This is a genomic window from Citrobacter sp. wls718 (genome assembly GCF_005280945.1).
Lineage (GTDB): Bacteria > Pseudomonadota > Gammaproteobacteria > Enterobacterales > Enterobacteriaceae > Citrobacter > Citrobacter gillenii.
In genome coordinates this window covers 1-24,024 of record NZ_SZWV01000004.1, presented here as the reverse complement: position 1 = coordinate 24,024, position 24,024 = coordinate 1, and the positions used below count along the sequence as shown (strand labels likewise).

Genomic DNA, 24,024 nt, shown 5'->3' with positions numbered 1-24,024 from the left:
GCTCCCATAACTTATCGATGGCGCAAAATAAGAAAAAATTCTTATCTATATACAAAATGATATTAGTGAAATAGCTGTTAACAATGGGTAAATACAATGCAAATTATCCAGAAACGCTACTGTATTTCCATGCGGGCCTGTACCATAAACCGATAACCGATGTGGAATTGGGGGCCAGTCATGCTGCGTGATAATTTTAACGATTTCTATTATCTCAAAGAGGGCCAGGCGCTGCGTGTACGGGTTATTATTTGTATTATCCCAGTCGCAAACAGCACACCGCTGCCTTTGCACAGCTGATTGAAGCATTGCGCTATACACGCTGACTGGAGATAAAAAAAACCGGCATTACGCCGGTTCAGGGATTAGATTTTGCAGGCATCGCCGCAGTCATTATCCGCAATCATTTCCTGTGCTTTTTTGTCTGCATCTTCCAGACGTTCCGCATTGCGCTCTTGCGCTTCATCGAGCCCATCAAAGACCAGATTATCGAGATCAATTTCCATCAGTCACCTGTTCAGGTTTAGCGTTTAACATCCCCCTTATTATATTGCAAAAATGTTGCTGAACAGCAGCGATTCTTGCGATTTAGAGGCGACTATCAAATCAGATGTGCGTATTTTTCCGGTAGCGTGGTCCACAGATGTCGGTTGGCGGCGCTCAGGATGATATCCCGCATGCACTCCCGCGCCGTAACGCCTTGGCGAAGGCGAATGGCTTCCAGCAGCAGGCGGTGCTGTTCTACAGCATGCTCTGTTTCCCTGACCGAAGCCTCCTGTGTCTGTTTAAATGACAGCATCATAGCTGCTGAAAGCGCATTGCCAATCGACATCAAAAACGGGTTATGGCAGGACTTTAACAGCGCCGTGTGAAAGGCCAGATCGCCTTCCTCAAACAGCGCGATCTTATCCTGCTGTTGCCCACGCGACATCAGCGTCCAGGCCTCCTCAATGGCGGCCAAATCGCGGGCAGTGGCGTTGGCGGCGGCCAGCGCGGCGGCGTTAGGTTCGAACATTAGACGCGTTACCACCAGTTGTTCTGCGACATCAGGCGCAATACCCACTTCTTCCATCCAGCCCAGCACGTCGGTGTCGAGAAAACTCCAGAGTTCGCGCGGGTTTACCGTGCTGCGCCGTTTTGCCTGAATTGACAGCAAGCCTTTGGCTGACAGGACATGCAGCGCGTTTCGCACTGAGGTTCGCGAGGCAGAGTACTGCACGGCAAGTTCATTTTCACCGGGGAGCATCTCCCCATCGCTCAGGGTCCCGCAGATGATCTTCATTGCCAGATCGCGGGTGATCGTTTCGGAAATTGTGGCCTGGGGCGTCGTCATAGTGTGCCTTGAAGATAAGAGAGTCCTTTCATTGTAACTATAAAGCAGCAGGTAACGCATACAAGATTTTATTTCATGTCCGTTCAGATTAATAAATATAACGATTTATTGCACTTCTCGATCGCGCTCACAGATCGTTCATATAAAATTAACTACATTCTTGTAATACAAGATTGAGTTATTGAGGTTACAAGATGGCTGGGGCGTGGATTGCGATTGACTGGGGAACGTCTAACTTCCGAGCGTGGTTGATCAATGATAAAGACGTGCTGGATAAGCGCAGCGCCAACTGCGGGCTGCTTCATGTTGGACAAGGTCAGTTTGACGCGACGCTGAAAACGCTGTTAGGCGACTGGCTTACGCATGCCGCGCCGGTCATCGTGATGGCCGGGATGGTCGGCTCACAGCAGGGCTGGCATGACGTGGATTATTGTCCGATCCCAGCCGGGGTCGACAGTTTGATTTCGCGTAGCAAATATTTCATCACCTCATGGGGGAGCGAGGCGTGGATTATTCCGGGACTTCGTCAATCTTCCTCGGGTGAAATACCGGATGTGATGCGCGGTGAAGAGGTCCAGTTGCTCGGGCTGGCTTTACTGGCAGGGCTTGACGATTTTCAGGCGATTTTACCCGGTACGCACAGTAAACACGCTCGGGTCCGGCAGCGGCAGGTCACCGATTTTTCAACCTACATGACCGGTGAGTTGTACCACCTGCTGCTCGCGCATTCGCTGCTCGGACGCGCACTACCGGAAGCCGTTGAGGATGAGTCTGCTTTTTTGCGCGGCGTGAACGTTGCCCGTCGGGACCAGCCGTTAAGCCAACTGCTTTTTTCTGCCCGAACGCTGCGGCTTTCGGGAGAATTGCCTGCTTCCTCGGTAGGCGACTATCTCTCCGGCTTATTAATGGGGGCGGAGTTTACTACGGACTACTCCGGGCAAATCTGGCTTGTGGGCAGCGCGGCATTGACGCGTCGCTATCAGCTTGCCGCGACCGTGTGTGGGGTTCAGACACGCTGCATTGATGGCGATCGCTGTTTTATCGCCGGGATGCAGTCTCTTCAACATCAATTAACAGAGAAACGTAATGGACAGTTTTGATTTTGCCACGCTGTGGCAGAAAACGCCGCTGCCGATGATCGCCATTCTGCGCGGCCTGACGCCGGAGGATGCGCCTGAAATTGGTGATGCACTGCTTGAGGCGGGATTCACCTGGTTGGAGGTTCCGCTAAATTCACCACGAGCGCTCGATTCGATCACGCTGCTACGTGAACGCGCTGGCGCGCATGCTATCGTCGGGGCGGGTACCGTGTTGACGCCTGAACAGGTCGACAATGTCGTGGAGGCGGGCGGGCAGATGATTATCTCGCCAAATATGAACACGTCAGTGATCCACCGCAGCCGGGAACGTGGCGTCATCAGCTTACCGGGTGTGACGACACCGAGCGAAGCATTTATGGCGCTGGAGGCCGGAGCCAGTGGGCTGAAGTTATATCCGGCGGAAATGATCTCCCCGGAGATACTGCGGGCGATGTGCGTGGTGCTGCCACCCCATGTTGTTTGCATGCCGGTTGGCGGCGTTTCCGCCGAGGCGCAGCAGCTGAGACGCTGGTGCATGGGCGGTGCAAAAGGCTTTGGCTGCGGCGGCGGTCTGTACCGTGCGGGCGTAAGTCGTGAACAGGTTCTTCATAACGCACAGGCCTATGCGCAGGCATGGCAACAGGTAAACACCTGATCGTGCATCAATAACCCTTCAAGAGGCTGAAAGATGAATACGCGTACCCTTGATAGCGAAAATAAAAATGCGGTTTATCGTAAAGTGACCCGACGGCTGATCCCGTTTTTAATCCTATGTTATTTCTTTGCTTACCTTGATCGTGTGAACGTGGGATTTGCCAAACTCCATATGCAGGATGCGCTGAATCTCAGCGATACGGTGTATGGCATTGGCGCGGGCATCTTTTTCATTGGTTACTTTATTTTTGAAGTACCCAGTAACCTGCTGATGCAGCGCTTTGGCCCCCGTTTTTGGATAGCGCGCATTATGGCCAGTTGGGCGGTGCTATCCGCATTAACGATGTTTGTCACCACCCCAACTCAGTTCTATGTCATTCGCTTCCTGCTCGGTGTAGCGGAAGCCGGGTTCTTCCCGGGTATTGTGTACTATTTAACGTTGTGGTTTCCCTCATGGCGCTCGGCGCGCACGCTGGGTCTGTTTATTCTGGTGACTCCGCTCTCGACTATTATCGGCAGCCCGCTGTCAGGGTTGATCCTGAAAATGTTTGAAGGTGTGGGTAATCTGCACAACTGGCAGTGGTTGTTCCTGGTGGAGGCGATCCCCTCATTCCTGCTGGCGTTTGTGGTACTGCGTTATCTCGACAACGATGTGAAATCGGCGACTTGGTTATCGGACCAGGAGAAAGCAGTAATTGAGCAAGATCTGCAAAAAGACCAGTTGGATAAAGACGCCGCCAATGCGGGAATGCCACAACATAGCCTGTCTGCGATGTTGCGTAACCGCTTTGTCTGGCTGCTGGCGGTGATCTTCTTTAGCTTCAACATTGGCTACTACGGGATTAACTTCTGGCTGCCGTCGATCATAAAAAGCTCAGGTGTGCAGGATGATTTAACGATTGGTCTGCTGGCAGCAGTTCCCTATATCTTCGGCGCAGCCTTCATGTTGTGGAACAGTCGTCATTCGGATTTGAAACAGGAGCGTCGCTGGCATATTGCGATCCCGGCAATCGTTGGCGCCATTGGACTGACATTCAGCGCCCTGAATGAAGGTTCAACGTTCTGGATGATGGCGTGGATCTGCGTGGCGATGTCCGGCACGTTATCACTGATTCCCACCTATATCAGCTTGCCTGGGACGCTGCTTTCGGGCACGGCCGCCGCCGCTGGCATCGCATTAGTCAACTCCATCGGTAATCTGGCCGGGTTCTTTGGCCCCACGGTTCTCGGCTGGCTGAAGGACACCACCGGCAGTACCAGCAGTGGATTGTACATTCTGGCGGGATTTCTGGTGCTGTGCGCACCGCTAATTTTCCTCATCCCGGCTCGCCTGGTTAACCCTCGCGATCGAAAAACGGCGGTACAGGCAGAAAACACCGTATTAACCAAAAGAGGTCATATATGAGCAGTTGTGGCAGCGGATGTGGCGGTTGTGGTGGCGAACACTTCAATCCGATCCTCAGTGGTGATGATGGCGCGTTAAAGCGCGCCCTCTACAAATCGATGGGCCACACGGACGAGCAACTTCGCCGTCCGGTGATTGCCGTAGTTAATAGCTACACCAATGCGACGGCGGGGCATGCCAACCTCAATGAGCTGACCGCGCATGTACTGAAAGGGATTGATGAAGCGGGCGGGGTGGGGATGGTATTTGGCACTATCGCCCCCTGCGACGGCATTGCCGAAGGGCATCTCGGCATGCGCTATATTCTGGCGGCGCGTGAAATCATCGCCAGTTCGATAGAAGTGATGATGCGTGCCCACCGCTTTGATGGCATGGTGCTGCTGGGCTCGTGCGACAAAATTGTTCCGGCTATGCTGATGGCGGCGGCGCGACTCGATATTCCGGCGATTCTGCTGAACGGCGGGCCGATGTATCCCGCAGAATATAAAGGCAAACACTGGGACGGCAATATTGTCACCGAGGCCATTGGCTGGAAACGTCGTGGCGAAATTGATGATGCTGAGTTCCGCCATATTGAGGATATTGCGGAGCCGGGACACGGTTCCTGCACCATGTACGGTACCGCCAATACCATGTGCTGTATTGCGGAAGTGCTGGGCATGAGCCTGCCGGGGAGCAGTACGTTGCCCGCTATCTCGGGTGAACGACGGGAGTGCGCCTATGCAACAGGGATGACCGCAGTCGATTTGGTGAAGCGCAGTGTGAACGCCCGTCAGATTATTACGCGCGAATCTATCCTTAATGCGATGACCTATTTATTGGCGACGGGGGGATCAACGAACGCCATTCTGCATCTACAGGCCATTTATTACGAAGCGGAACTGGGCCATCTTCCTCTCTCGGAATTTGACGCCCTCAGTCATCAGGTGCCACTGGTAGCCTCGCTTTATCCTGCATCGGAATACGACATGATCGATTTCTGGGAAGCGGGAGGCGTAGCGGCGGTGGAAAAAGAGATCGTCAATCTGCTCGATCTCACTTGCCTGACGGTGAATGGGCAGACAAAAGGAGAATGGCTGAGAGACGTTCCGGTCACCCGTCGCCCGGAAGTGATTCATACTCTGGCAATCCCGGTGCGAAATGAGTCAGGCGTCGCCGTGCTGCACGGCAATCTTTCGCCGATGGGTTGTGTGGTGAAACCTGCAGCGGTCCCGGATCATTTGATGGTATTCACCGGGCCGGCCGTGGTCTTTAACAGTGAAGACGACGCGGTGGCGACGATCCTCTCGGGCGATATCCAGCCCGGCAGCGTGCTGGTCTTGCGCTATGAAGGACCGAAAGGTGGGCCCGGGATGCCGGAAATGTACAAGCCAATGAAATTCCTCGAAGGGATGAACCTCTCTGATTCCTGCGCGCTGATCACTGACGGGCGTTTTTCAGGCTCGAATCGCGGACTATTCGTGGGGCATATTTCGCCCGAAGCCAGCGATGGCGGTGTACTGGCGTTGGTTGAAAACGGTGACTCCATCAGCATTGATATTCCAAAGCGCACCTTAACGCTGAATGTGGCCGAGTGCGAGCTGAACGAACGTCAGCAACGTTGCCAACTGGTGCATAAAGAGGTCCCCCGCGGCTTCTTGCGGCTGTATCGTCGCTGGGCGTTACCGGCAGCGCAGGGGGCTGTGCTGGCTGACAGGGAGGACTTTTTATGAGTTCGGTCGATAACATTCGGGGCGTAAATCCCATTGTGGCGATGCCGTTTACGCCGCAAGGTGACGTTGATAGGGTGAGTTTTCGCCGCCTGTTAGCCCATCTTAGTGCCACCGGCGTTAACGGCCTGACGCTGTTTGGCATTGCCAGCGAATTTCCCAAGCTTGACGACAGTGAGCGAGGGCAGCTGGCGGAAACCTTTCTGGCTGAACTGGCGGATAGCCGCGTGTTTCGCGCGATCTCTGTTACTGACCACAGCACCGACCTTGCTGTACGTCGGGCGCGTCGGTATCAGAGTATGGGGGCTGACGCGCTGATGCTTTTGCCTCCGTTTTTCCTGCAACCGTCACTTGCGGCCGTTCAGGCGCATATTTCTGCGGTGCTGGAGGCGGTGACTATTCCCGTGATGGTGCAATACGCACCGGGTGAGACCGGATTTCCGGTCACGCCAGTGCAGTTAGCCGAGGTGGCCAAACGCTATCCGCACGCGGTATTTAAGATTGAATGTAATCCGCCGGTGGCGTACACGCGCGAGTTTCTCCTGCATGCACCCGACGCCCACGTACTGAACGGCTACGCCGGTCTGTATATGCTACAAATGCTGGAAGTTGGAGGGAAAGGAGTGATGCCGGGGTGTTCGTTCAGCGAAATTTATGTGCGTATTTATCGTCACTGGCTGGCCGGAGAGCCGCAGCAGGCCGCGCAATTACATGACGCGCTGTTACCCTATATCCAGCGCTGGATGCAGCATTGTGAATACATCATTCAGATTGAAAAAACGATATTGCTACGTCGGGGGATTATTGCTGATGAGTATTGTCGAAAACCCGGCTGGACCTTAACGGATGAGGATATAAATACAGTCGATCGCTTTATTAAACAGTTCGGTTTGTCGGTGCTGTCCGAACCGATAACCTGACATGCACGCCAACGCCGCGCCCCTGAACTGAAACACCGCTCCGGTGCGCGGCGGACCTCGCTAACCACCTCTTTTGTGTCCGTTTTTTAACCCGTCACAACTCGCAAAAATGTTAATAATATGTTTCGCAATCATGCGGCAAGCCTGTTTATTCAGGAACGTGATGTGCGATCATTTTTAACAATATCATGACAAAATCACTATACATATAACTTAATATCTTTTATACATTAATCGTTAACCCCTGTGACTATTCCACAAAAGAGAAAGAGATATGGAACAGATACCTGATAATAAAAACGATAATTTTCAAAAAGATGGCAAAGAGCAGTTCAACCGTTCGATCGGACTTATCTCTAACTTTGCGCTGGGTTTTACCTACCTGTCGCCACTCACCGCCGTGTATTCGCTGTTTGCGCTTGCCGTAACGCTGGCAGGGCCACCGGCGGTATGGTGGATTTTAATCGTCGCCTGTGGGCAGCTTCTGGTTGCGCTGGTGTTTGGCGAAGTGGCGTCTCAGTATCCGATAACCGGAGGGCTGTATCCCTGGGCCAGAAGGTTGTGGGGGAAAAAATATGCGTGGATCGCCGCCTGGATTTACCTGTGGGCGCTGGTGGTGACCATCACCTCAATCGCGGAATACACCTCTACCTTCGTCGAGTCATTATTCCACTATGGTCAGACTCCGGCCACCATGCTGCTGACATCCGTGGTGCTGCTGCTCTTGATGATGGCGGTGAATATGTCCGGGACAAAGAATCTTGCCCGGGTCGCCAAAATTGGTTTCTGGTGTGAGATCGTCAGCGTGATTGCGCTGGGGATTTACCTGCTGATATTCCACCGTTCACAGCCATTCTCGGTGATATTTGATTCAATGGGCGTGCTGGCCCAGGACGGGAGCTACTCCACCGCCTTTATGTCTGCCGCGCTGATGGGCCTGTTTATGTTCTTTGGCTTTGAAGCCTGCGGCAACGTTGCGGAAGAGGTGAAGAACCCAAGCAAAAAAATCCCGATTGCGATGATCCTGAGTATCGTGTTTGGTGCGATCTCGGCCATTATTTCCGTCATGGGGTATCTGCTGGCTTCGCCAAATCTGGTCAGTATTGTCAACGGTAAAACGGCCGATCCGATCCCGGCTATCCTCAATGAGGCCCTGGGGGAAACCGGCGCGACGATCTTTATCATCGTCGCGATTATCGCCATGCTGTCGTGTATTCTGTCTCTCCAGGCTGCGCTGAGCCGCCTTATCTTCTCTTTCTCCCGTGACAGAATGCTGCCGGGAAGCGAGTGGATGTCCAAAATCTCTAAAAATGGTGTTCCCGATAATGCCATGGTGGTCAGTTGCTTACTGCCGGTGATTATCTGTGTTTGGGTCTATTTCCAGCCCGATAATCTGTCGCGCATTACCGCGTTTGCTGTTATCGGAATCTATATTTCCTTCCAGATGGTCGTGCTGGCAGCGCTGCGCCAGCGCCTGAAAGGCTGGAAACCGGCGGGTGAGTGGACCATCGGTGGTTGGGGGACTCTGGTTAACGTGCTGGCGTTAGCTTACGGGTTGTGCGGGATTTGGCTGCTGGCCCAACCCGCTGACAGCAGTGATTTCATCGACCGCTGGACGGTGCTGTTTGGCCTGGCGATTGTGGTGGGTTCGGGGCTTATCTACATGTTCCTGACGCGTCCGTTTGGTCGCTCTGCTGCGCCGGAAAATGATGCGATAGCCTACGCAAACAAGCTCAATATGGGGCAGGATAATTAAACAAAGGGCCTTCGGGCCCTTAGAGCCTATCCCCTTAATGTTGATAGTGGTAAAGAATGAAGTAGTCGCTCTGATACACAATACGGGTATTCGTCGGTGACAGTAATTCTCCCACGCGACAGCGCGGCCAACTGGAAAAGATAATCCGGTTTTCCAGATTGGTCAGAATGACATAGTCAGGTTGGGGGCAGGAGAGCAGTTCTGCCTCGATCTGGCTAACCAGCAGATCGACAGCGGCGACGCCAAGAAACTGGTCATGGTAGTAAACGGGCACCGCCGAGGTCAGTGTGTAAGAAATGTTGCAGATATAGTCGACGTAAGGCCCGTGAATATAGGCTTCACCTGCAGGAGGAGAATGCTTAAACCACTCGAAGGTTCTGAAATCCAGCCGCTGTTGGGTGGCCTGATCTAAATCCAGATGCGCCTGACTCAGACCGTTATCTTTCTTATACCACCACTCCAGCAGCCAATACTCGTTGCGGGTTGGCGTATTCTCAATATGGCTGGCGAATCCGGCACCCGAGCAATAGTGATTGTGATTCAGCGTGTGTTTAATGTGCCGCTGAACAGTGGCTCTCACTGCCGGGTCGAGGACCACCTCTGCCGAGCCTTTTTGTACACCGGCAATCGCCTCGTGGATGCTCCTCGCCAGCGCAACGGTAGACTCTACGGTAGAGACAGTAATATCATCAATTTTACGGATTAATGCGCTAAGGGATGTCGAAGAGCTCATGGTCTTTCCTGCCTTCACTGATGGTCAGTTCGCGTTATATTTCAGCTTTTTTTCAATAAGATAATAGGTACAGGTATCGATAATCTGGGTGGCAAACTGCACCGATTCTGTCTCATTATGCGCGGCCAGCGCATCGGCCAGCGCCGAATAGAGCGCAATGATCTCGGCGTGAATAGTGCCAGAACGATAGAGTATAGCGACCAGCGAAGCCCACTCCGCCTGCACCTGCAGCTCCTGGTTCGCCAGCCGCGCTGAATGCGAACTGGCGGCGATCGCCAGCAGGCAACGCATATCGGCCTGAGTCATTAATTCGGGTGAATCAGCCTTTCTTAACACCTCAACAAACTCGCGAAATTTAGCGATATCCGCATTGGTCATGCGCCGGGAGGCCAGCCTGGCGCTGTGGCTGATAATGGCGCAATGCATTTCGCCTAAGTCGGAAAGGTAATCGGTGCCAATCGATTTAAACGGATGCAGGACGCTATTTTTGCCATCAATATTTTCGCAAACGAAGCTGCCGCCATTTCGGCCACGAACCGTATGGATAAGATTATTAGCCCGAAGCGTGTTGAGTGCTTCTCTGATGGTGATATGTGAGACGCCCATCATCTTTGCCAGGTCGGTTTCGTTGGGCAGTTGCTCTTTTGGCTCGAGCAATCCCGTAATGATGGCGTTTGAAAGGCGCTGCACAATCTGGTCGGAACGACTGACCTGCCCGATAGGCGCAAATATGACCGCATGAGTAATCATAATCTTTTCTGCACTCAATTCCCTGAAACAACAACCCTTTCTAACACAAGCCTGTCAGGCAAGGAAGGTCAGAATGGTCGCGTTATTTTACCTGCCCATGCACAAAACCGTTGCACAGGCGGATGTGTGTCCCGTTAGCGTCAAATGACGATGAATAACCTTACCGCGAAAATGTAAAATTTAAGTTAAAAATGCGACGTTTATCATACTGTCAATGTTGCGCATTTGAAAAAATTTTACAATATATATATTACATAAGATTCTTTATGTATTAACGGGCAGGAGACAGTCATGAAAACCCTGAAGCATTTTATTAACGGACACTACGTGGCGGGCAGTACCGAAGACGCGTTTGAGCTGGTCAGCCCGGTGGACGGTGAAACATACGCGTTATCGCCCAATGGTGGGGCAGCAGAAGTCGATCTGGCCTACTCGGCCGCCGCTGCCGCGTTCAGTATCTGGAAGAAATCGACGCCCGCACAGCGGCAAAAAGCGCTTCTGGCGCTGGCTGATGAAATCGAACGCAATGTAGAGCGACTGGTTAACGCCCAGAGTCAGGAAACTGGACAGCTGCGCCATTTTATTGAGAAAGAAGAGATCGCGGCCTCCTGCGACGCCATTCGATTTTTTGCCGGTGCCGCGCGCTGCCTTGAAGGGAAGGCTGCCGGTGAATATTCTGCCGGGTTCACCTCAACCATTCGTCGCGAACCGCTGGGTATTGTGGGGCAAGTCACGCCGTGGAATTACCCGTTTATGATGGCGGTGTGGAAGATAGCCCCTGCGCTGGCGGCAGGCAATACGGTGGTGCTTAAACCGAGTGACACCACGCCGGTCAGCACGCTGCTGCTGGCTGAGCTGGCCGCGCCGCTGTTCCCGAAAGGGGCGTTAAATGTGGTATTAGGGAAAGCCAAAACCGGTTCGCTGGTGGTGTCGAACCCGACGGCCTCACTGGTTTCGATTACTGGCTCGGTACGTGCGGGTCTACAGGTGGCCGCGTCGGCGGCGGCAAACCTGACCAAAGCCCATCTGGAGTTGGGCGGTAAAGCGCCCGCCGTGGTATTTGCCGACGCGAATATCGACAGGGCGATTGAGACGATCGCTACCGCCGGCTTTTTCAATGCCGGGCAAGATTGTACTGCCGCCACGCGAATTCTCGTCGAGCAGTCCGTTTATGCTGAGTTTTTGGAAAAATTGATCCAGAAAACAAAAAGCATCAAATTTGGTCCCCCGCAGGATAGGGATGCGCTATATGGCGCGTTGAATAGCCGGAACCAACTGGAGCAGGTGCAAGGTTTTATTGCGCGTCTGCCTGCGCATGCAAAAATTGAAACGGGTGGCAGAGCAGGGCCCGGACCGGGCTTCTACTTTGAGCCAACCATCATCTCCGGTCTGCATCAGCACGACGAAGCCATTCAACATGAAGTGTTTGGTCCGGTAATGGCGATTCAGTCCTTTTCGACTGACGAAGACGCGTTGCACAAAGCCAATGATGTGGAATACGGCCTGGCCGCAAGCGTCTGGACCGGTAACCACGGCCGCGCACAGCGTTTTTGCATTGGCCTCGATTTTGGCACGGTGTGGATCAACAACCATATTCCACTGTGTGCGGAAATGCCGCACGGCGGGTTCAAGAAATCCGGCTACGGTAAAGATCTCTCCTCTTATTCACTCGATGAGTACACCCGAGTGAAACATATCATGTGCGATATTTCTGAATAGCGGGTAATACGATGAAAACATTAAAAATAGCTGCGCTGTCGCTGGTGATGTTCTCGGGGTTTAGTCTGGCAGACAGCTCCCCGCTGAACACCGTAAAAGCGTATATGGCGGCCTGGAATGCGCATAACGCGCCGCTCGCAGCGCAGTATCTGGCCGACGACGCGGTCTATTACGATGCCGCCGCCGGGGAGCCGATAACTGGCAGGGAAAAAGCCGAGAAAGAGGTGATTGGAGCATTCATTAAGGCTGTCCCGGATCTGAACTGGAAAATGGTCGGCAAACCCGTCTATGACGAAGATACCGTGGCATTTCGTTGGGAGTTCTCGGGTAAAAATAGCGGCGAATGGGCAGGAAGTCCGCCGACAAATAATCCGATCAAATTTGAAGGCGTCAGCTATATTCATGTTAAGGCAGGAAAAATCACCTGGCAGGGTGATTATTATGATTCTAAAAAACTGGATGAAGACCTCAAGCCAGTGAAGTAGTCGGTGGTCCCCCTTGTGAGAGGGGGAACCTCTCATTTGTGCTGTGTTTAGGGCAGTGTGTGCGTGGCAAAAGGACAAGTTAATGGCAATTACCCGACGTGATTTTCTCAACGGTGTGGCGGTCACCATCGCCGCGGGGCTGACCCCTCTGGATATGGTCAGAGCGGCAGGAAAAGAACATGAATTTATCGATGGAAGTTATTACCCTCCCAGCCTGACGGGGCTGCGTGGTAACCATCCGGGCTCGTTTGAAATGGCTCACGCGCTGGGCCGGGAACAGAAAAAATTTGATTTAACGGCGCTTCCGGTCGAGGAAGAGTACGACCTGGTGGTGGTTGGTGGCGGCATTAGCGGGCTGGCGGCCGGATGTTTCTGGCGGCAACTTGTCGGGCAAAACAGCAAGGTTCTGATCCTCGACAACCATGATGATTTTGGCGGCCACGCCAAACGTAACGAATTTAGCACAGCCGGAAAAAAACTGATCGGCTATGGCGGCAGTGAGTCGTTTCAGTCGCCAGCGCATAATTTCAGCCCGGACGTACAAAAGCTGATGGAAACACTCGGCGTGAGCGCCACCAAGCTCAAAGAGAGTTTTGACGTCAACTTCTATCCAGACTGGCAGCTCAGTCGCGGTGTCTTTTTCGACAAAAAGAATTTTGGCGAGACCAAAATTGTCAGCGGCGATCCGGGACGCGCGGTTTCTGACGATATTCCACCGGACCGGCTCAACGGTCGTAAGATTGAAGACTTTATCAATGATTTTCCGTTGAGTGAGAGCGACCGAAAAGCGCTTATCGATCTGCATGTACGCCCTGGCGACTACCTTCCGGGCATGACGGTCGAGGAGAAAAGTAGTTGGCTGGATACCCACAGCTACAGTGAATTTCTGGCCACGAAAGTCGGTTTAAGCAAAATGGCACTGCTCTATTTCCAGCAGCGCTCCAACGATTTCTTTGCTATCGGCATTGAGGGCATTTCCTGTAGCGATGCCCGGGCATGCGCCTTACCGGGCATGGAAGCGTTAGGTCTGCCGCCGCTGGACGGCGAGTCACTGGCCGACCTCGAAGAGCCGTATGTTTATCACTTCCCCGATGGCAACGCGGGACTGGCGCGAATAATGGTCAGATATATGCTCCCGGATGCCTTGCCGGGGACCACCATGGAGGATTCCGTCCTCGCCAGATTGCATTACGAAAAGCTGGATCTGCCGGAAAATACCACGCGTTTGCGCCTCAACAGTAGCGTGATTAATGCGGCCAACGTGCCGGGCGGCGTGGCCGTAACCTATCTGCGTGACGGCAAATTGCATCGTGTGCACGCAAAAAACGCCATCATGGCGGGTTATAACATGATGATCCCGTACCTGGTGCCGGAAATGCCGAAACAACAACAGGCAGATCTCAAGCTGAACGTAAAGGCGCCGCTGGTGTACACCAACGTAGTGGTGAAAAACTGGCAGGCGTTTAAGCAACTCGGCGTACATGAGTTTTATTCCCCGGCTGCGCCGTACAGCCGCATTAAGCTCGACTATCCAGTCAGCATTGGCGGCTATCAGCACCCGGCGACCCCGGACGATCCGATGGTGATTCATATGGTCTATGTGCCAACCTATCCGGGCAGTAACTTACCGGCGAGAGAACAATTCCGCCTGGGACGGGCCTATCTGCTGGGGACCACGTTTGCTGCGCATGAAGAGATGATCCGTGGTCAGTTGCAGGAGATGTTTGGCTCGACAGGCTTTGACAATCAACGTGATATCGCGGCTATTACGGTTAACCGCTGGGCACATGGCTATGCCTATTACGCCAACCCGCTGTTCGACGACATGGATGAAATGGAGAAGGTTGTTGAGCGGGCACGCCAACCCATCGGCCGAATTGCGATTGCTAACTCTGATGCCGACTGGAGCGCGTATGCACATGCGGCGATCGATCAGGCATTGCGGGCGGTTAACGAACTCAAGGGTATGAGGTGATCTATGCGTAATGTAACCGTTCTTGTCGCCTGTTTGTTTAGCGCGACGGTTTCCGCCGCGGACTCTCACGGTGAGTACATCGCCAGAATTTCAGACTGTGTAGCCTGTCACACCGCTGAGGGTGGGGACGCGATGGCAGGGGGCAAAAAGTTTCCCACGCCGGTCGGTGATATTTTCTCGACAAATATCACGCCGGACAAAACCCACGGCATCGGTAACTATTCCTACGAGGATTTTGAAAAAGCGGTGCGTCAGGGCATTGCCAAAGATGGACATCCGCTTTACCCGGCCATGCCATATCCGTCTTACGCAAAGCTCTCCGACGAAGATGTCCAGACGCTGTATCGCTACTTTATGCATGATGTCACGCCGTCTGCGACAGCAAATAAAGAGAATGAGATCCCCTGGCTGATTTCAGCCCGCTGGCCGCTGCATATCTGGAACTGGCTCTTTACCGACGCTCCTGCAACGGCTGCGGTAGGTAGCAACAGTACCGATGCCAGTGCCGCGCGGATCCAGCGCGGAGCTTATCTGGTTGAAGGACCTGGCCACTGTGGCTCCTGCCATACCCCGAGGGGAATGGCGATGAATGAGAAAGCCTATACTCATGCCGATGCACAGTACCTGAGCGGGGCGATGATTGACGGCTGGTATGCGCCGTCCCTTCGGGGCACCGGGATGTCTGAGCAGGAGTTAACGTCGCTGTTACTGACCGGTAAAAGCAAGCATGCTGCGGTTTCGGGTTCAATGGCTGAAGTCGTCAGTGAGAGTACACAATACCTGACGGATGAAGATGCAGCAGCGATTGCACAGTATCTGCGGAGCCTGAAAAACGTCAAACCGGAGCCGACACGAGCGGGCACCACCACGGCGTCCTGGTCGAATTCACCGCAGGCGGGAAAAGTGGTCTACAACCGTTATTGCTCGACCTGTCACGGTCTGGAAGGCAAGGGCACGGATAACAACGCGCCGTCACTGATCCACAATCCGCTGGTGATGGTTGACGATCCGACCCCGCTGTTCAGGGTGATTTCGCAGGGCGCGGAAACGCCGACCACGCGGGGCAACGTGTCGTTTAAGATGCCAGCGTATAACGGATTGCTGACCGAAGTTGAGATGCGCGATGTGATCAACTATGTACGAAAAAGTTGGGGTGAAGGCAATGGCGAGGTCAGTCAGGAGGAGCTTGCCGGACTTAAACCAGCTACACACTAAGCGTTATGCCTGATGGCGCTGCGCTTATCCGACCTATAAAAACCGTATTGTAGGTCGGATAAGACGCGTTAGTGACGCCATCCGGCAACGTTTATCCTACGTTTGCCTTGATAATGCCCGCCAACCGGGAAAACGCCGCGGCCATCTCATGTTCTTCAATACTGGCAAAACCCAGCAACAGACCGCTGCGTTTCTCTTCGTTGACGTAGTAACGTGACAGCGGTCGTACCAATAACCCCTGCGTATTCGCCAGCTGTGCAATCATGCTGTCGTCGGCATGGGCTGGCAATTGTAATATCAGATGCAGCCCGGCGTTACTGTTGAACGGTCCCAGATAATCCTCTCCGAGTTGTGTGGCGATCAGGTCCACCAGCGTCTGACGACGGCGGCTGTACAGTTGGCGCATTTTACGGATATGCGCGGCGTAGTAGCCTTCGCGGATAAACTCTGCCAGCGCGGCCTGAATCAAAAGGTGTCCGCCGCGATAGAGGTCGTTATGCACTTTCTTCAGCGGTGCAGCGAGCGGTTTGGGCAGCACAACATACCCGAGTCGGAGGGCAGGATAGAGCGTTTTGCTGAATGTGCCGATGTAGATAACTGGACTTTCTTCCTCCAGTCCTTGCAGTGAAGGAATAGGCTGCCCCGAAAAGCGAAACTCGCTGTCGTAGTCATCTTCCACGATCCAACTGCGTGTTTCACGTGCGCGAAACAGTAACTGCCGTCGCCGGCTCAGGCTCATCACCGACCCCAGCGGATACTGATGTGACGGTGTCACAAAAATCAGCTTCGGGGACACCGCTGACGACACTGGCGGTACCATGCCCTGTTCATCAACCGCCATCGCCGAGAAGTTAACCGCGTTGATGCGCAGAATATTTTTGATTCCCCAATAGCCTGGCTCTTCAATCCAGGCGTTATCGCCAGGGTTACACAGGGTGCGGGTCACCAGATCCAACGCCTGGTGAATGCCTTCGGTGATCAGTATCTGTTCAGGAGCACACCTGACGCCGCGCGCGGTACGCAAATAGTCCGCCAGCGCTTCTTTTAGTTCACCGTCGCCACCCGCCGCATCATAGGTGAGAAACTCCGGGCGCAGGCGTCTTGCCAGCCGGTCCTGAATTTTTTTAAGCGTGCGGTGGGGGAAATGTTGCACATCCGGAACGCCAGGAATAAACGCCCCCCACTGGCGCGGGCTGGCGCTGGCATTACCGAGCAGCTCCAGGCAGCGGGTGGACAGGCTGGCGCGGTCTTCCTGTGCGGGGGGCGCGTTTTTTTTATCGGGCCGTTGCGCGAGGTTGTCCAGCACGCTGTCGGTGACAAACGTGCCGCTGCTGGTACGTGCAGAAATATACCCTTCGGCCTGCAGTTGCTCATACACTCGCAGGACGGTATTGCGCGATAACGCCAGTTCGCCCGCCAGATCGCGCGAAGGTGGCATACGGGTGGCGGGTTTCAAGCTGCCTTCAAGAATGCAGCTGCAGATGGCGGCATACAAACGCCGGTGCAGTTTCTCGTCGGTTTGCTGGCTAAATGCATGCTTGATCACATCTCCGGCAAGTGAACGCATTTGGATCCTTAAAATAAAACGATTTGGCTCTCGATTAAAGTACCAGATGGCGTCTAGATTTAAAGGGTAATTCAACCCTGAATGTGTTTATGAACAAGGTGTAGAGAATGAATAATAAAAACCTGCAACAACGTCGTCTGGATGCAACCCCGCGTGGCGTGGGCGTAATGTGTGACTTTTTCGCCCAGTCGGCAGAAAACAGCACCATTACCGATATCGAAGGCAATCAATATATTGATTTTGCTGCCGGGATTGCCGTCCTGAATACCGGACACCGTCATCCTCGTATGGTGCAGGCGGTTGAAGCGCAACTTCAAGCCTTTACCCACACGGCCTATCAGATTGTCCCGTACGAAAGCTACGTCTCGCTGGCGGAGAAAATCAATGCGGCCGCGCCGATTGACGGTTTGCGTAAAACCACGTTCTTTACCACCGGCGCAGAAGCTGTCGAAAACGCGGTTAAAATTGCCCGCGCACACACCGGCCGTCCCGGCGTGATCGCGTTTGGCGGGGGATTTCATGGCCGTACCTATATGACGATGGCGCTGACCGGCAAGGTCGCACCGTATAAAAAAGGCTTCGGGCCGTTCCCGGGATCGGTTTACCACGCACCGTATCCTTCTGAGTTGCAGGGCATCACCACCGCAGATTCGATAAAAGCCATCGAGCGTTTGTTTAAAGCTGATATCGACGCCAGCCAGGTCGCAGCGATTATCTTCGAACCCGTCCAGGGTGAAGGGGGCTTTGTGGTGGCCCCACCTGAATTCGTTGCCGCTATTCGTCGCATCTGCGATGAGCACGGTATTGTGATGATTGCCGATGAAGTCCAGAGTGGTTTTGCCCGCACCGGCGAGCTTTTTGCCATGGACCATTACGCCCACAAAGCCGATCTGATGACCATGGCGAAAAGCCTGGCGGGCGGTATGCCGCTGTCTGGCGTGGTCGGCAAAGCCGAAATTATGGATGCCCCTGCACCGGGTGGTCTGGGCGGTACCTATGCCGGTAACCCGCTCGCCGTGGCGGCCGCTCACGCGGTGCTTGATATCATTCATGATGAGCAACTGTGCCAGCGAGCAGCGGCGCTGGGTGAACAACTGCGTGCCACGCTGACCGATGCCCGTGCGTGGTGTCCGGAACTTGCCGAAGTGCGTGGGTTAGGATCGATGATTGCCGCTGAGTTTTGTGATGCCAGCACCGGAGAGCCTTCTGCGGCCACGGCGCAACGCGTACAGAAGAAAGCCCTTGAGCAGGGGCTGCTGCTGCTTACCTGCGGCCAGTACGGCAACGTGATCCGTTTCCTTTACCCGCTGACCATTCCGCAGGATCAGTTCGTAAAAGCGCTGGAAATTATTAAATCCGTCACTAAATCGTGATAGTGCGCGTATAGCGTCAACCCTGGCCGACGGTGGTACACATCGTCGGCTTTTTTGTTCCTGTCGGTTTATCAACGTCAATTGATCTTCATCGGTAGAGTTACCTGATTTATTGGAAATGCGTTGCCAGATACCTCGTTATATAATTTAATGCATATCGATTTTTCTCCTGTCCAGATGGTATCTATGTTAACTCTTCGTTCATTTTTGCTGGTATGCGCCAGCATGTTGTTTGCGTTTTCGGCGCAGGCAGACCGCACGATAACCGATCAGCTTGGCCGCCAGGTCACGATCCCCGATAGCGTCAATAAGGTGGTGGTGTTACAACACCAGACGCTGAATATTCTGGTTCAACTGGATGCCACGCAGGACATTGTCGGCGTGATGTCGAGCTGGAAAAAACAGCTTGGACCGGCGTTCGCCCGCTTTATGCCGACGATTACGACCCTGCCGACGCCGGGCGATCTCACCAGCGTGAATATTGAAAGCCTGCTGGCTACCCACCCGCAAGTGGTGTTTGTTGCCAACTATGCACCTGCCGAGATGATTCAGCAGATTCAGAATGCCGGGATTCCGGTGGTGGCTATCTCATTACGTCAGGATGCTGCTGGCCAGCAGAACAAAATGAACCCGACTATGGCTGACGAAGAGCAGGTCTACAACGAAGGCTTAAAGCAGGGGATTCGCCTGATTGCCGACGTGGTGGGACGTAAACCGCAGGCTGAAACGCTGATCGACTACGTTTTTTCGGCCAGGGCTAAATTCAATGCGCCGGTGGCGGCGATTGCACAGGCGCAAAAAGTCCGTATCTATATGGCCAACCCCGATCTCATGACTTACGGTGCCGGAAAGTACACGGGCCTGATGATGCAGCATGCCGGAGGGCTAAACGTGGCTGCGGCGAGCGTTAAAGGCGCGCGGCAGGTTTCGCTGGAGCAGGTGTTAGCGTGGAACCCGCAGGTGATTTTTGTCCAGGACCGCTACCCGCAGGTGGTGACGGAGATCCTAAACGATCCCAACTGGCAGAACATCGATGCGGTAAAAAATCATCGCGTCTGGCTGATGCCGGAATACGCCAAAGCCTGGGGATATCCGATGCCGGAAGCGCTGGCGCTGGGTGAATTGTGGATGGCAAAAAAACTCTATCCGGATGCCTATAAAAACATCGATGTTGATGCGCAGGCACAGGATTACTACCATCGTTTTTACCGCGTGAACTGGCAGTCCGATGCCGCTAAGTAATCGCGCTTTCCCCCTGCAACCGATACTGATTACCGTGGTGCTACTGCTGGGTGTTGGTTCACTGTGTGTGGGGCAATATCCGCTGTCGCTGCGCGATGTGTTCTCACTGTTGAGCCATTACGCAGACTCGCAGGGTATGGCGCACCAGGTCGTCTGGACCGTCAGACTCCCGCGTATTTTGATGGCACTGCTGGCGGGCGGCGCGCTGGGGTTATGTGGGGCTACGCTGCAAGGCGTGTTTCATAATCCGCTGGTGGACCCGCATATTATTGGGGTGACCTCTGGCTCAGCATTTGGCGGCACGCTGGCGATTTTGCTTGGGCTTGATCCGTTCCTGATGATGGGGTCGACGTTCTTCTTTGGTCTGGCGGCGTTGATTCTGGTATATGCCATTGCCGCACTACAGGGGCTGGAAAACACGCTGGTGCTGATCCTCTCGGGCATTATTTTGAGTGGTTTTTTTGCCGCGCTGGTGAGCCTGATTCAATACCAGGCCGATACCGAAGAGACGTTACCCAGCATTGTATTTTGGCTGTTGGGCAGTTTTGCAACCGCCAACTGGCATAAAGTGTGGCTGCTGGCGGTGCCGGTCGGCATTGCGGCCATGCTGTTGTACCAGTTGCGCTGGCGAATCAACCTGTTATCACTCAACGATAAAGACGCCACAGCGCTCGGGGTGGCGGTGGTTCCGCTGCGGCGCAGTGTGTTGCTGTGCTGCGCATTGCTGGTTGCGGCGCAGGTCTCCGTCAGCGGCAGTATTGCCTGGGTGGGGCTGGTGATCCCGCATCTGGCCCGCCTGCTGGTAGGCGTTGATCACCGTCGGTTACTCCCCTGCGCTTTCTGGCTGGGCGGCGGTTTTATGATTGTGGTAGATGATATTGCCCGCACGCTGCTACCTGCGGAAATTCCTCTGGGGATCATCACCGCCTTGCTCGGCGCGCCGCTGTTTGCCTTTTTGCTGATTCAGTCCAGCCGACGGGGGAAACGATGATATCTGCCGCACTTAACGTCGATCAGCTGGAGTATGGTTACCGGATGCCGTTGTTTGCGCCGCTCACGTTCCGCTGTGAGAAAGGCAATATCTGGGCCGTGCTCGGGCGTAACGGTTTGGGGAAGAGCACGTTGCTGGATACGCTGACCGGTACGCTGCCGTTGTTGGGTGGAAACATACAAAGTGAGGGGGGAATGGGTATTGTGGCGCAGCATACGCGCTTACCGTTTCCCTACACCGTTAGCGATGTCGTGCTGATGGGCCGCGCGCAGCATGTAAAGTTATTTGCTCAACCGGGCCAGCAGGATAAAAAGCGGGCGATGCAGGCGCTGGAGCAGCTCAATATTGCGCATCTTGCGTCCTGTACCTTTTGTTCACTTTCCGGCGGGCAGCAACAGTTGGTAATGATCGCCCGGGCGTTGGTCACGGATTGTCAAACGCTGTTGCTTGATGAACCCTGTTCCGCGCTGGATTTAGCCAATCAGCAGGTGGTGCTGCAGCTTATCAGCGATCTGGCGTATCGCCAGGGCTGCAGCATTCTCTTTACAACGCACGATCCGCAGCATGCACTACAGATAGCCAGTCATACGCTGCTGTTGTTGCCGCAGGGGAGATGGCTGGCGGGGCCAACTCAGGAGATTGTGACGGAAGATAATTTGTTCCAGGCGTACGGTTTACCGCTGCGAAAATTTAGCGTGGACCCGCATCCGACGCCGTTTATCGCGCCGCTGTTTACCATTCATCGTTAAGTGTTTTAAAACCGGCGCTGGCCAAACATGTTTGTCCGTCGCGCGCGAGGATAAAATCAACCAGCGCTTTGACGTTTTTAGACGCCTCGAGCACCGCCAGCTGGTATTCACAGCGAATGTTATGGTCCGTGGGGATCGTTACGCAGCGAATATCGGGCTGCCCGGCAAGTGCTGTTGCATAGTGCGCGTAGCCAATAAACAAATCCGCCAGGCCCTGGCGAATAATCCACGCGCTGGCCAGTTCGCCATTTGGCACCTTAACCGTGTCACGGCCACCGACAAGGGGAATAGCGCGTTCGCGCAGGCGCTGTCCAAGGCCGGGTTCGAGCACATCGAGGCTGTCGAATAATGCCCAGGTATAATCCCCGGAAGGGTCACAGCCGGGGGTTGAGGTGCCAATACGCAGGGTTGGATCTCGCAGTAACTCCAGCCATTCGCCGGTTTTGCGGGTGGTGAGGCTCAGTTGGTTCCAGCAAAAGGTATGCACGGACCGTGCCCTACCGCTGGCCAGCAACTGCTGCGGATGTGCACGATTGGCCGAGGCAAATAAGGCACAAGGTTCACCGGCTTCTATACGTTCGCGTAATAATCCGGCCGGGCCGTATTCCACACAAACGTCAATTCCGCTTAGAGACGTGAACTGGTTTATCAGCGGGGTAAAGGCCAGCCGTAAACTGCCAGCAGCGAAGAGCGTGATGGGGCATGACATAATGTAGTGAGTCCTGAATTCGAGGTCCGAAATGAATGACAGACATCTTAAACGTCATCATATTGTATATGACCAACTATTCGATGCAAATGGCAATAATTATCTGGGTAATAATTTTTTTAAGATATTAACAATTGAATTAATGATTAGCTGTACCCGGAAAGGCTGCTGTGTCTTTTTACTGTAAATCACAAACAGATCCAGATGGGTGGAGAAGTTATCAGGAAGTGTAGGGACCAGACCGTCGATATCTGTTTCTTTAATGATCAACTCGGGCATAAATAAATAACCAAGACCCGCTTTGGCGAGTTCGATTGCGGCATACGAGTTATCGCAGGCAAAATCACCGCTAATGATTATCTTTCTTATTTCTTTATGTGAGTCGTCATTTATATACCAGATGTTATGATTGTCTTCCATATGTGAGAAAAAAAGTATACAGGGACTGTGTCCATAATCTTCAATGGAGTGGATCGGATATCTCGCAATCATGTCGCGGGTGCCATATATATTGGCCGGAATCGATGCGATATTTCGCGCAATAAGTTCGTCATTGTCGGGCAATGAATGCGTAAACAAGATGTCGCAGTCATCACTAAAAGGGACGCCAAGGGTAAATTCAGCGTTGCTGAGGTTACTGGTGGTCAGCATTAATTTAATTTCCGGATGCTGCGCTTTCAACCCAGGAATGACGTACTTGGAGATAAATAACAGCTGACCGGTAGGGGCATGGATCCTGACAAACCCATCAGACGCCAGCTTATAGGCCATTGTAAACTTCTGGATATCTTCACATGACTTCATGTGTTTTTTGACGTAGGGGAGAAGCTCTTCACCGAAACGGGTCAATTTTATCGGCCGACAAGAGCGATCGAACACGGAGAATCCAAAACGGTCCTCCAGTTGTTGTAAGGTTCTACTGATATTGGGTTGCGCAATTTTTAGCGTTTCCGCAGCCAGACTCAAACTACGGGTACACGAAAGTTCATAAAGGATACGGAGTTCGTTATCGTTAAAGCTGATTTTCTGGACCACTGAGACCTCAGATATGCATTGTGAATATTATCTGTATACATTCCCGCACGGCTTCGGCCAGTGTCTTTTGAAATTGAATGTATACAGTCCAGCCAACAAAAATAGCGCAGGCATGTTACGTGAACATACCTTTTAAACGGTTGCACAATAATATTTTAACCAATTCTTATCCATTAAAAGATAGCATGGTTTGTGTAAGAAAACAAAAAAGCAAAATGCGAAAATTACAATGAATAACCGTGTTGTTACGGGGTTCATGACTATTTTGATAATGGGGGCGGTAGATAAAGCCTGTTTCTACCCATTTTAAAGTTACTGCAGGAGTGTAGGTAACGCATTATATCTATTACGCATAATGTTATGCACATTGTTTGCGAGACGCATGAGGTGAATCTGACTAGAATACCGCGCAAATTTATGGTCACAGTCTGGATTCAGGGATAACGAGTTAATACTTAAGCAAATTTTACTGAATGAATAACGTTTTATTCACTTTTATTACAAATTAAACCCTGAGCCCTCTGTAAAAGTCGCACACTTATTATGATCGAAAGAACTGCATGGCTTTGCCTGATTGTACACCTGTCGATCATTACGACGCCGGTAATGACTCCAACTTATTGAT

At 53.1% G+C, this 24,024-nt stretch carries 21 protein-coding genes; 14 read left to right on the top strand and 7 right to left on the bottom strand.

The genetic code is table 11. The features are described from left to right. Positions 1–365 precede the first annotated feature (365 nt). Together FDW95_RS00435 and FDW95_RS00430 are read right to left on the bottom strand one after the other, a co-directional pair. The gene (locus tag FDW95_RS00435; RefSeq protein WP_096757192.1) at positions 366–506 is read right to left on the bottom strand and encodes a hypothetical protein; all 141 of its coding nucleotides are present in this window, start codon (positions 504–506) and stop codon (positions 366–368) included. A 95-nt stretch (positions 507–601) separates the two neighbouring features. Then, positions 602–1,333, bottom strand: coding sequence for an FCD domain-containing protein (locus tag FDW95_RS00430; RefSeq protein WP_115258613.1), 732 nt, complete (start codon positions 1,331–1,333; stop codon positions 602–604). A gap of 194 nt (positions 1,334–1,527) precedes the next feature. Here FDW95_RS00430 and FDW95_RS00425 point away from each other — a divergent pair, with 194 nt between their 5' ends. The 6 genes from FDW95_RS00425 (at position 1,528) to FDW95_RS00400 (ending at position 8,856) form a co-directional block, all read left to right on the top strand. Beyond that, positions 1,528–2,433 carry a 2-dehydro-3-deoxygalactonokinase gene (locus FDW95_RS00425; RefSeq protein WP_115258612.1) on the top strand — a complete coding sequence of 302 codons (906 nt, stop codon included), beginning with the start codon at positions 1,528–1,530 and terminating at the stop codon, positions 2,431–2,433. Further along, on the top strand, positions 2,420–3,067 hold the full coding sequence (locus FDW95_RS00420; RefSeq protein ID WP_115258611.1) for a 2-dehydro-3-deoxy-6-phosphogalactonate aldolase: 648 nt from the start codon (positions 2,420–2,422) through the stop codon (positions 3,065–3,067). The genes FDW95_RS00425 and FDW95_RS00420 overlap by 14 nt, the downstream gene beginning before the upstream one ends. A gap of 33 nt (positions 3,068–3,100) precedes the next feature. After that, the gene (locus FDW95_RS00415) at positions 3,101–4,471 is read left to right on the top strand and encodes an MFS transporter (protein ID WP_115258610.1); all 1,371 of its coding nucleotides are present in this window, start codon (positions 3,101–3,103) and stop codon (positions 4,469–4,471) included. Continuing rightward, complete coding sequence (gene ilvD, locus FDW95_RS00410; protein ID WP_115258609.1) at positions 4,468–6,183, top strand: dihydroxy-acid dehydratase; 1,716 nt, start codon at positions 4,468–4,470, stop codon at positions 6,181–6,183. The genes FDW95_RS00415 and ilvD overlap by 4 nt, the downstream gene beginning before the upstream one ends. Beyond that, positions 6,180–7,100, top strand: coding sequence for a dihydrodipicolinate synthase family protein (locus FDW95_RS00405; protein WP_115258608.1), 921 nt, complete (start codon positions 6,180–6,182; stop codon positions 7,098–7,100). Before ilvD ends, FDW95_RS00405 begins: the two co-directional genes overlap by 4 nt. A gap of 274 nt (positions 7,101–7,374) precedes the next feature. Further along, complete coding sequence (locus FDW95_RS00400; RefSeq protein WP_115258607.1) at positions 7,375–8,856, top strand: APC family permease; 1,482 nt, start codon at positions 7,375–7,377, stop codon at positions 8,854–8,856. A gap of 34 nt (positions 8,857–8,890) precedes the next feature. Here the strand turns inward: FDW95_RS00400 and FDW95_RS00395 are convergent, their stop codons facing one another. Together FDW95_RS00395 and FDW95_RS00390 are read right to left on the bottom strand one after the other, a co-directional pair. Beyond that, on the bottom strand, positions 8,891–9,589 hold the full coding sequence (locus FDW95_RS00395; RefSeq protein WP_115258606.1) for a cache domain-containing protein: 699 nt from the start codon (positions 9,587–9,589) through the stop codon (positions 8,891–8,893). Positions 9,590–9,613: 24 nt separating this feature from the next. Further along, entirely contained in the window at positions 9,614–10,339 is a 726-nt protein-coding gene (locus FDW95_RS00390; protein WP_115258605.1) for a GntR family transcriptional regulator, read from the bottom strand. Positions 10,340–10,630: 291 nt separating this feature from the next. Between FDW95_RS00390 and FDW95_RS00385 the strand changes: the two genes are divergently transcribed. From FDW95_RS00385 to FDW95_RS00370, 4 genes are all read left to right on the top strand, one after another. After that, positions 10,631–12,058, top strand: coding sequence for an aminobutyraldehyde dehydrogenase (locus FDW95_RS00385; RefSeq protein WP_115258604.1), 1,428 nt, complete (start codon positions 10,631–10,633; stop codon positions 12,056–12,058). Positions 12,059–12,069: 11 nt separating this feature from the next. Continuing rightward, entirely contained in the window at positions 12,070–12,543 is a 474-nt protein-coding gene (locus FDW95_RS00380) for an ester cyclase (protein ID WP_115258603.1), read from the top strand. Positions 12,544–12,625: 82 nt separating this feature from the next. Further along, positions 12,626–14,518, top strand: a complete 1,893-nt coding sequence (locus tag FDW95_RS00375; RefSeq protein WP_115258602.1) for an FAD/NAD(P)-binding protein — start codon at positions 12,626–12,628, stop codon at positions 14,516–14,518. A 3-nt stretch (positions 14,519–14,521) separates the two neighbouring features. After that, the gene (locus FDW95_RS00370) at positions 14,522–15,733 is read left to right on the top strand and encodes a cytochrome c (protein WP_115258601.1); all 1,212 of its coding nucleotides are present in this window, start codon (positions 14,522–14,524) and stop codon (positions 15,731–15,733) included. A gap of 91 nt (positions 15,734–15,824) precedes the next feature. Here the strand turns inward: FDW95_RS00370 and FDW95_RS00365 are convergent, their stop codons facing one another. Beyond that, positions 15,825–17,300, bottom strand: coding sequence for a PLP-dependent aminotransferase family protein (locus FDW95_RS00365; protein ID WP_115258600.1), 1,476 nt, complete (start codon positions 17,298–17,300; stop codon positions 15,825–15,827). Between the two features lie 107 nt (positions 17,301–17,407). On the opposite strand from FDW95_RS00365, the gene puuE reads away from it, so the two are divergent. From puuE to FDW95_RS00345, 4 genes are all read left to right on the top strand, one after another. Continuing rightward, positions 17,408–18,673, top strand: coding sequence for a 4-aminobutyrate transaminase (gene puuE / locus FDW95_RS00360; protein ID WP_115258599.1), 1,266 nt, complete (start codon positions 17,408–17,410; stop codon positions 18,671–18,673). A 186-nt stretch (positions 18,674–18,859) separates the two neighbouring features. Beyond that, positions 18,860–19,915, top strand: coding sequence for an ABC transporter substrate-binding protein (locus FDW95_RS00355; protein WP_115258598.1), 1,056 nt, complete (start codon positions 18,860–18,862; stop codon positions 19,913–19,915). Further along, positions 19,902–20,906 (top strand): iron ABC transporter permease, encoded by a 1,005-nt coding sequence (locus FDW95_RS00350; protein ID WP_115258597.1) that lies wholly within the window; start codon positions 19,902–19,904, stop codon positions 20,904–20,906. The genes FDW95_RS00355 and FDW95_RS00350 overlap by 14 nt, the downstream gene beginning before the upstream one ends. After that, the gene (locus tag FDW95_RS00345; protein ID WP_115258596.1) at positions 20,903–21,655 is read left to right on the top strand and encodes an ABC transporter ATP-binding protein; all 753 of its coding nucleotides are present in this window, start codon (positions 20,903–20,905) and stop codon (positions 21,653–21,655) included. The genes FDW95_RS00350 and FDW95_RS00345 overlap by 4 nt, the downstream gene beginning before the upstream one ends. Here the strand turns inward: FDW95_RS00345 and FDW95_RS00340 are convergent. Further along, positions 21,639–22,364 carry a substrate-binding domain-containing protein gene (locus tag FDW95_RS00340; protein ID WP_115258595.1) on the bottom strand — a complete coding sequence of 242 codons (726 nt, stop codon included), beginning with the start codon at positions 22,362–22,364 and terminating at the stop codon, positions 21,639–21,641. The two genes, FDW95_RS00345 and FDW95_RS00340, sit on opposite strands and share 17 nt — an antisense overlap. Positions 22,365–22,463: 99 nt before the next feature. Further along, the gene (locus FDW95_RS00335; protein WP_115258594.1) at positions 22,464–23,399 is read right to left on the bottom strand and encodes a LysR family transcriptional regulator; all 936 of its coding nucleotides are present in this window, start codon (positions 23,397–23,399) and stop codon (positions 22,464–22,466) included. Between the last annotated feature and the right edge of the window lie 625 nt (positions 23,400–24,024).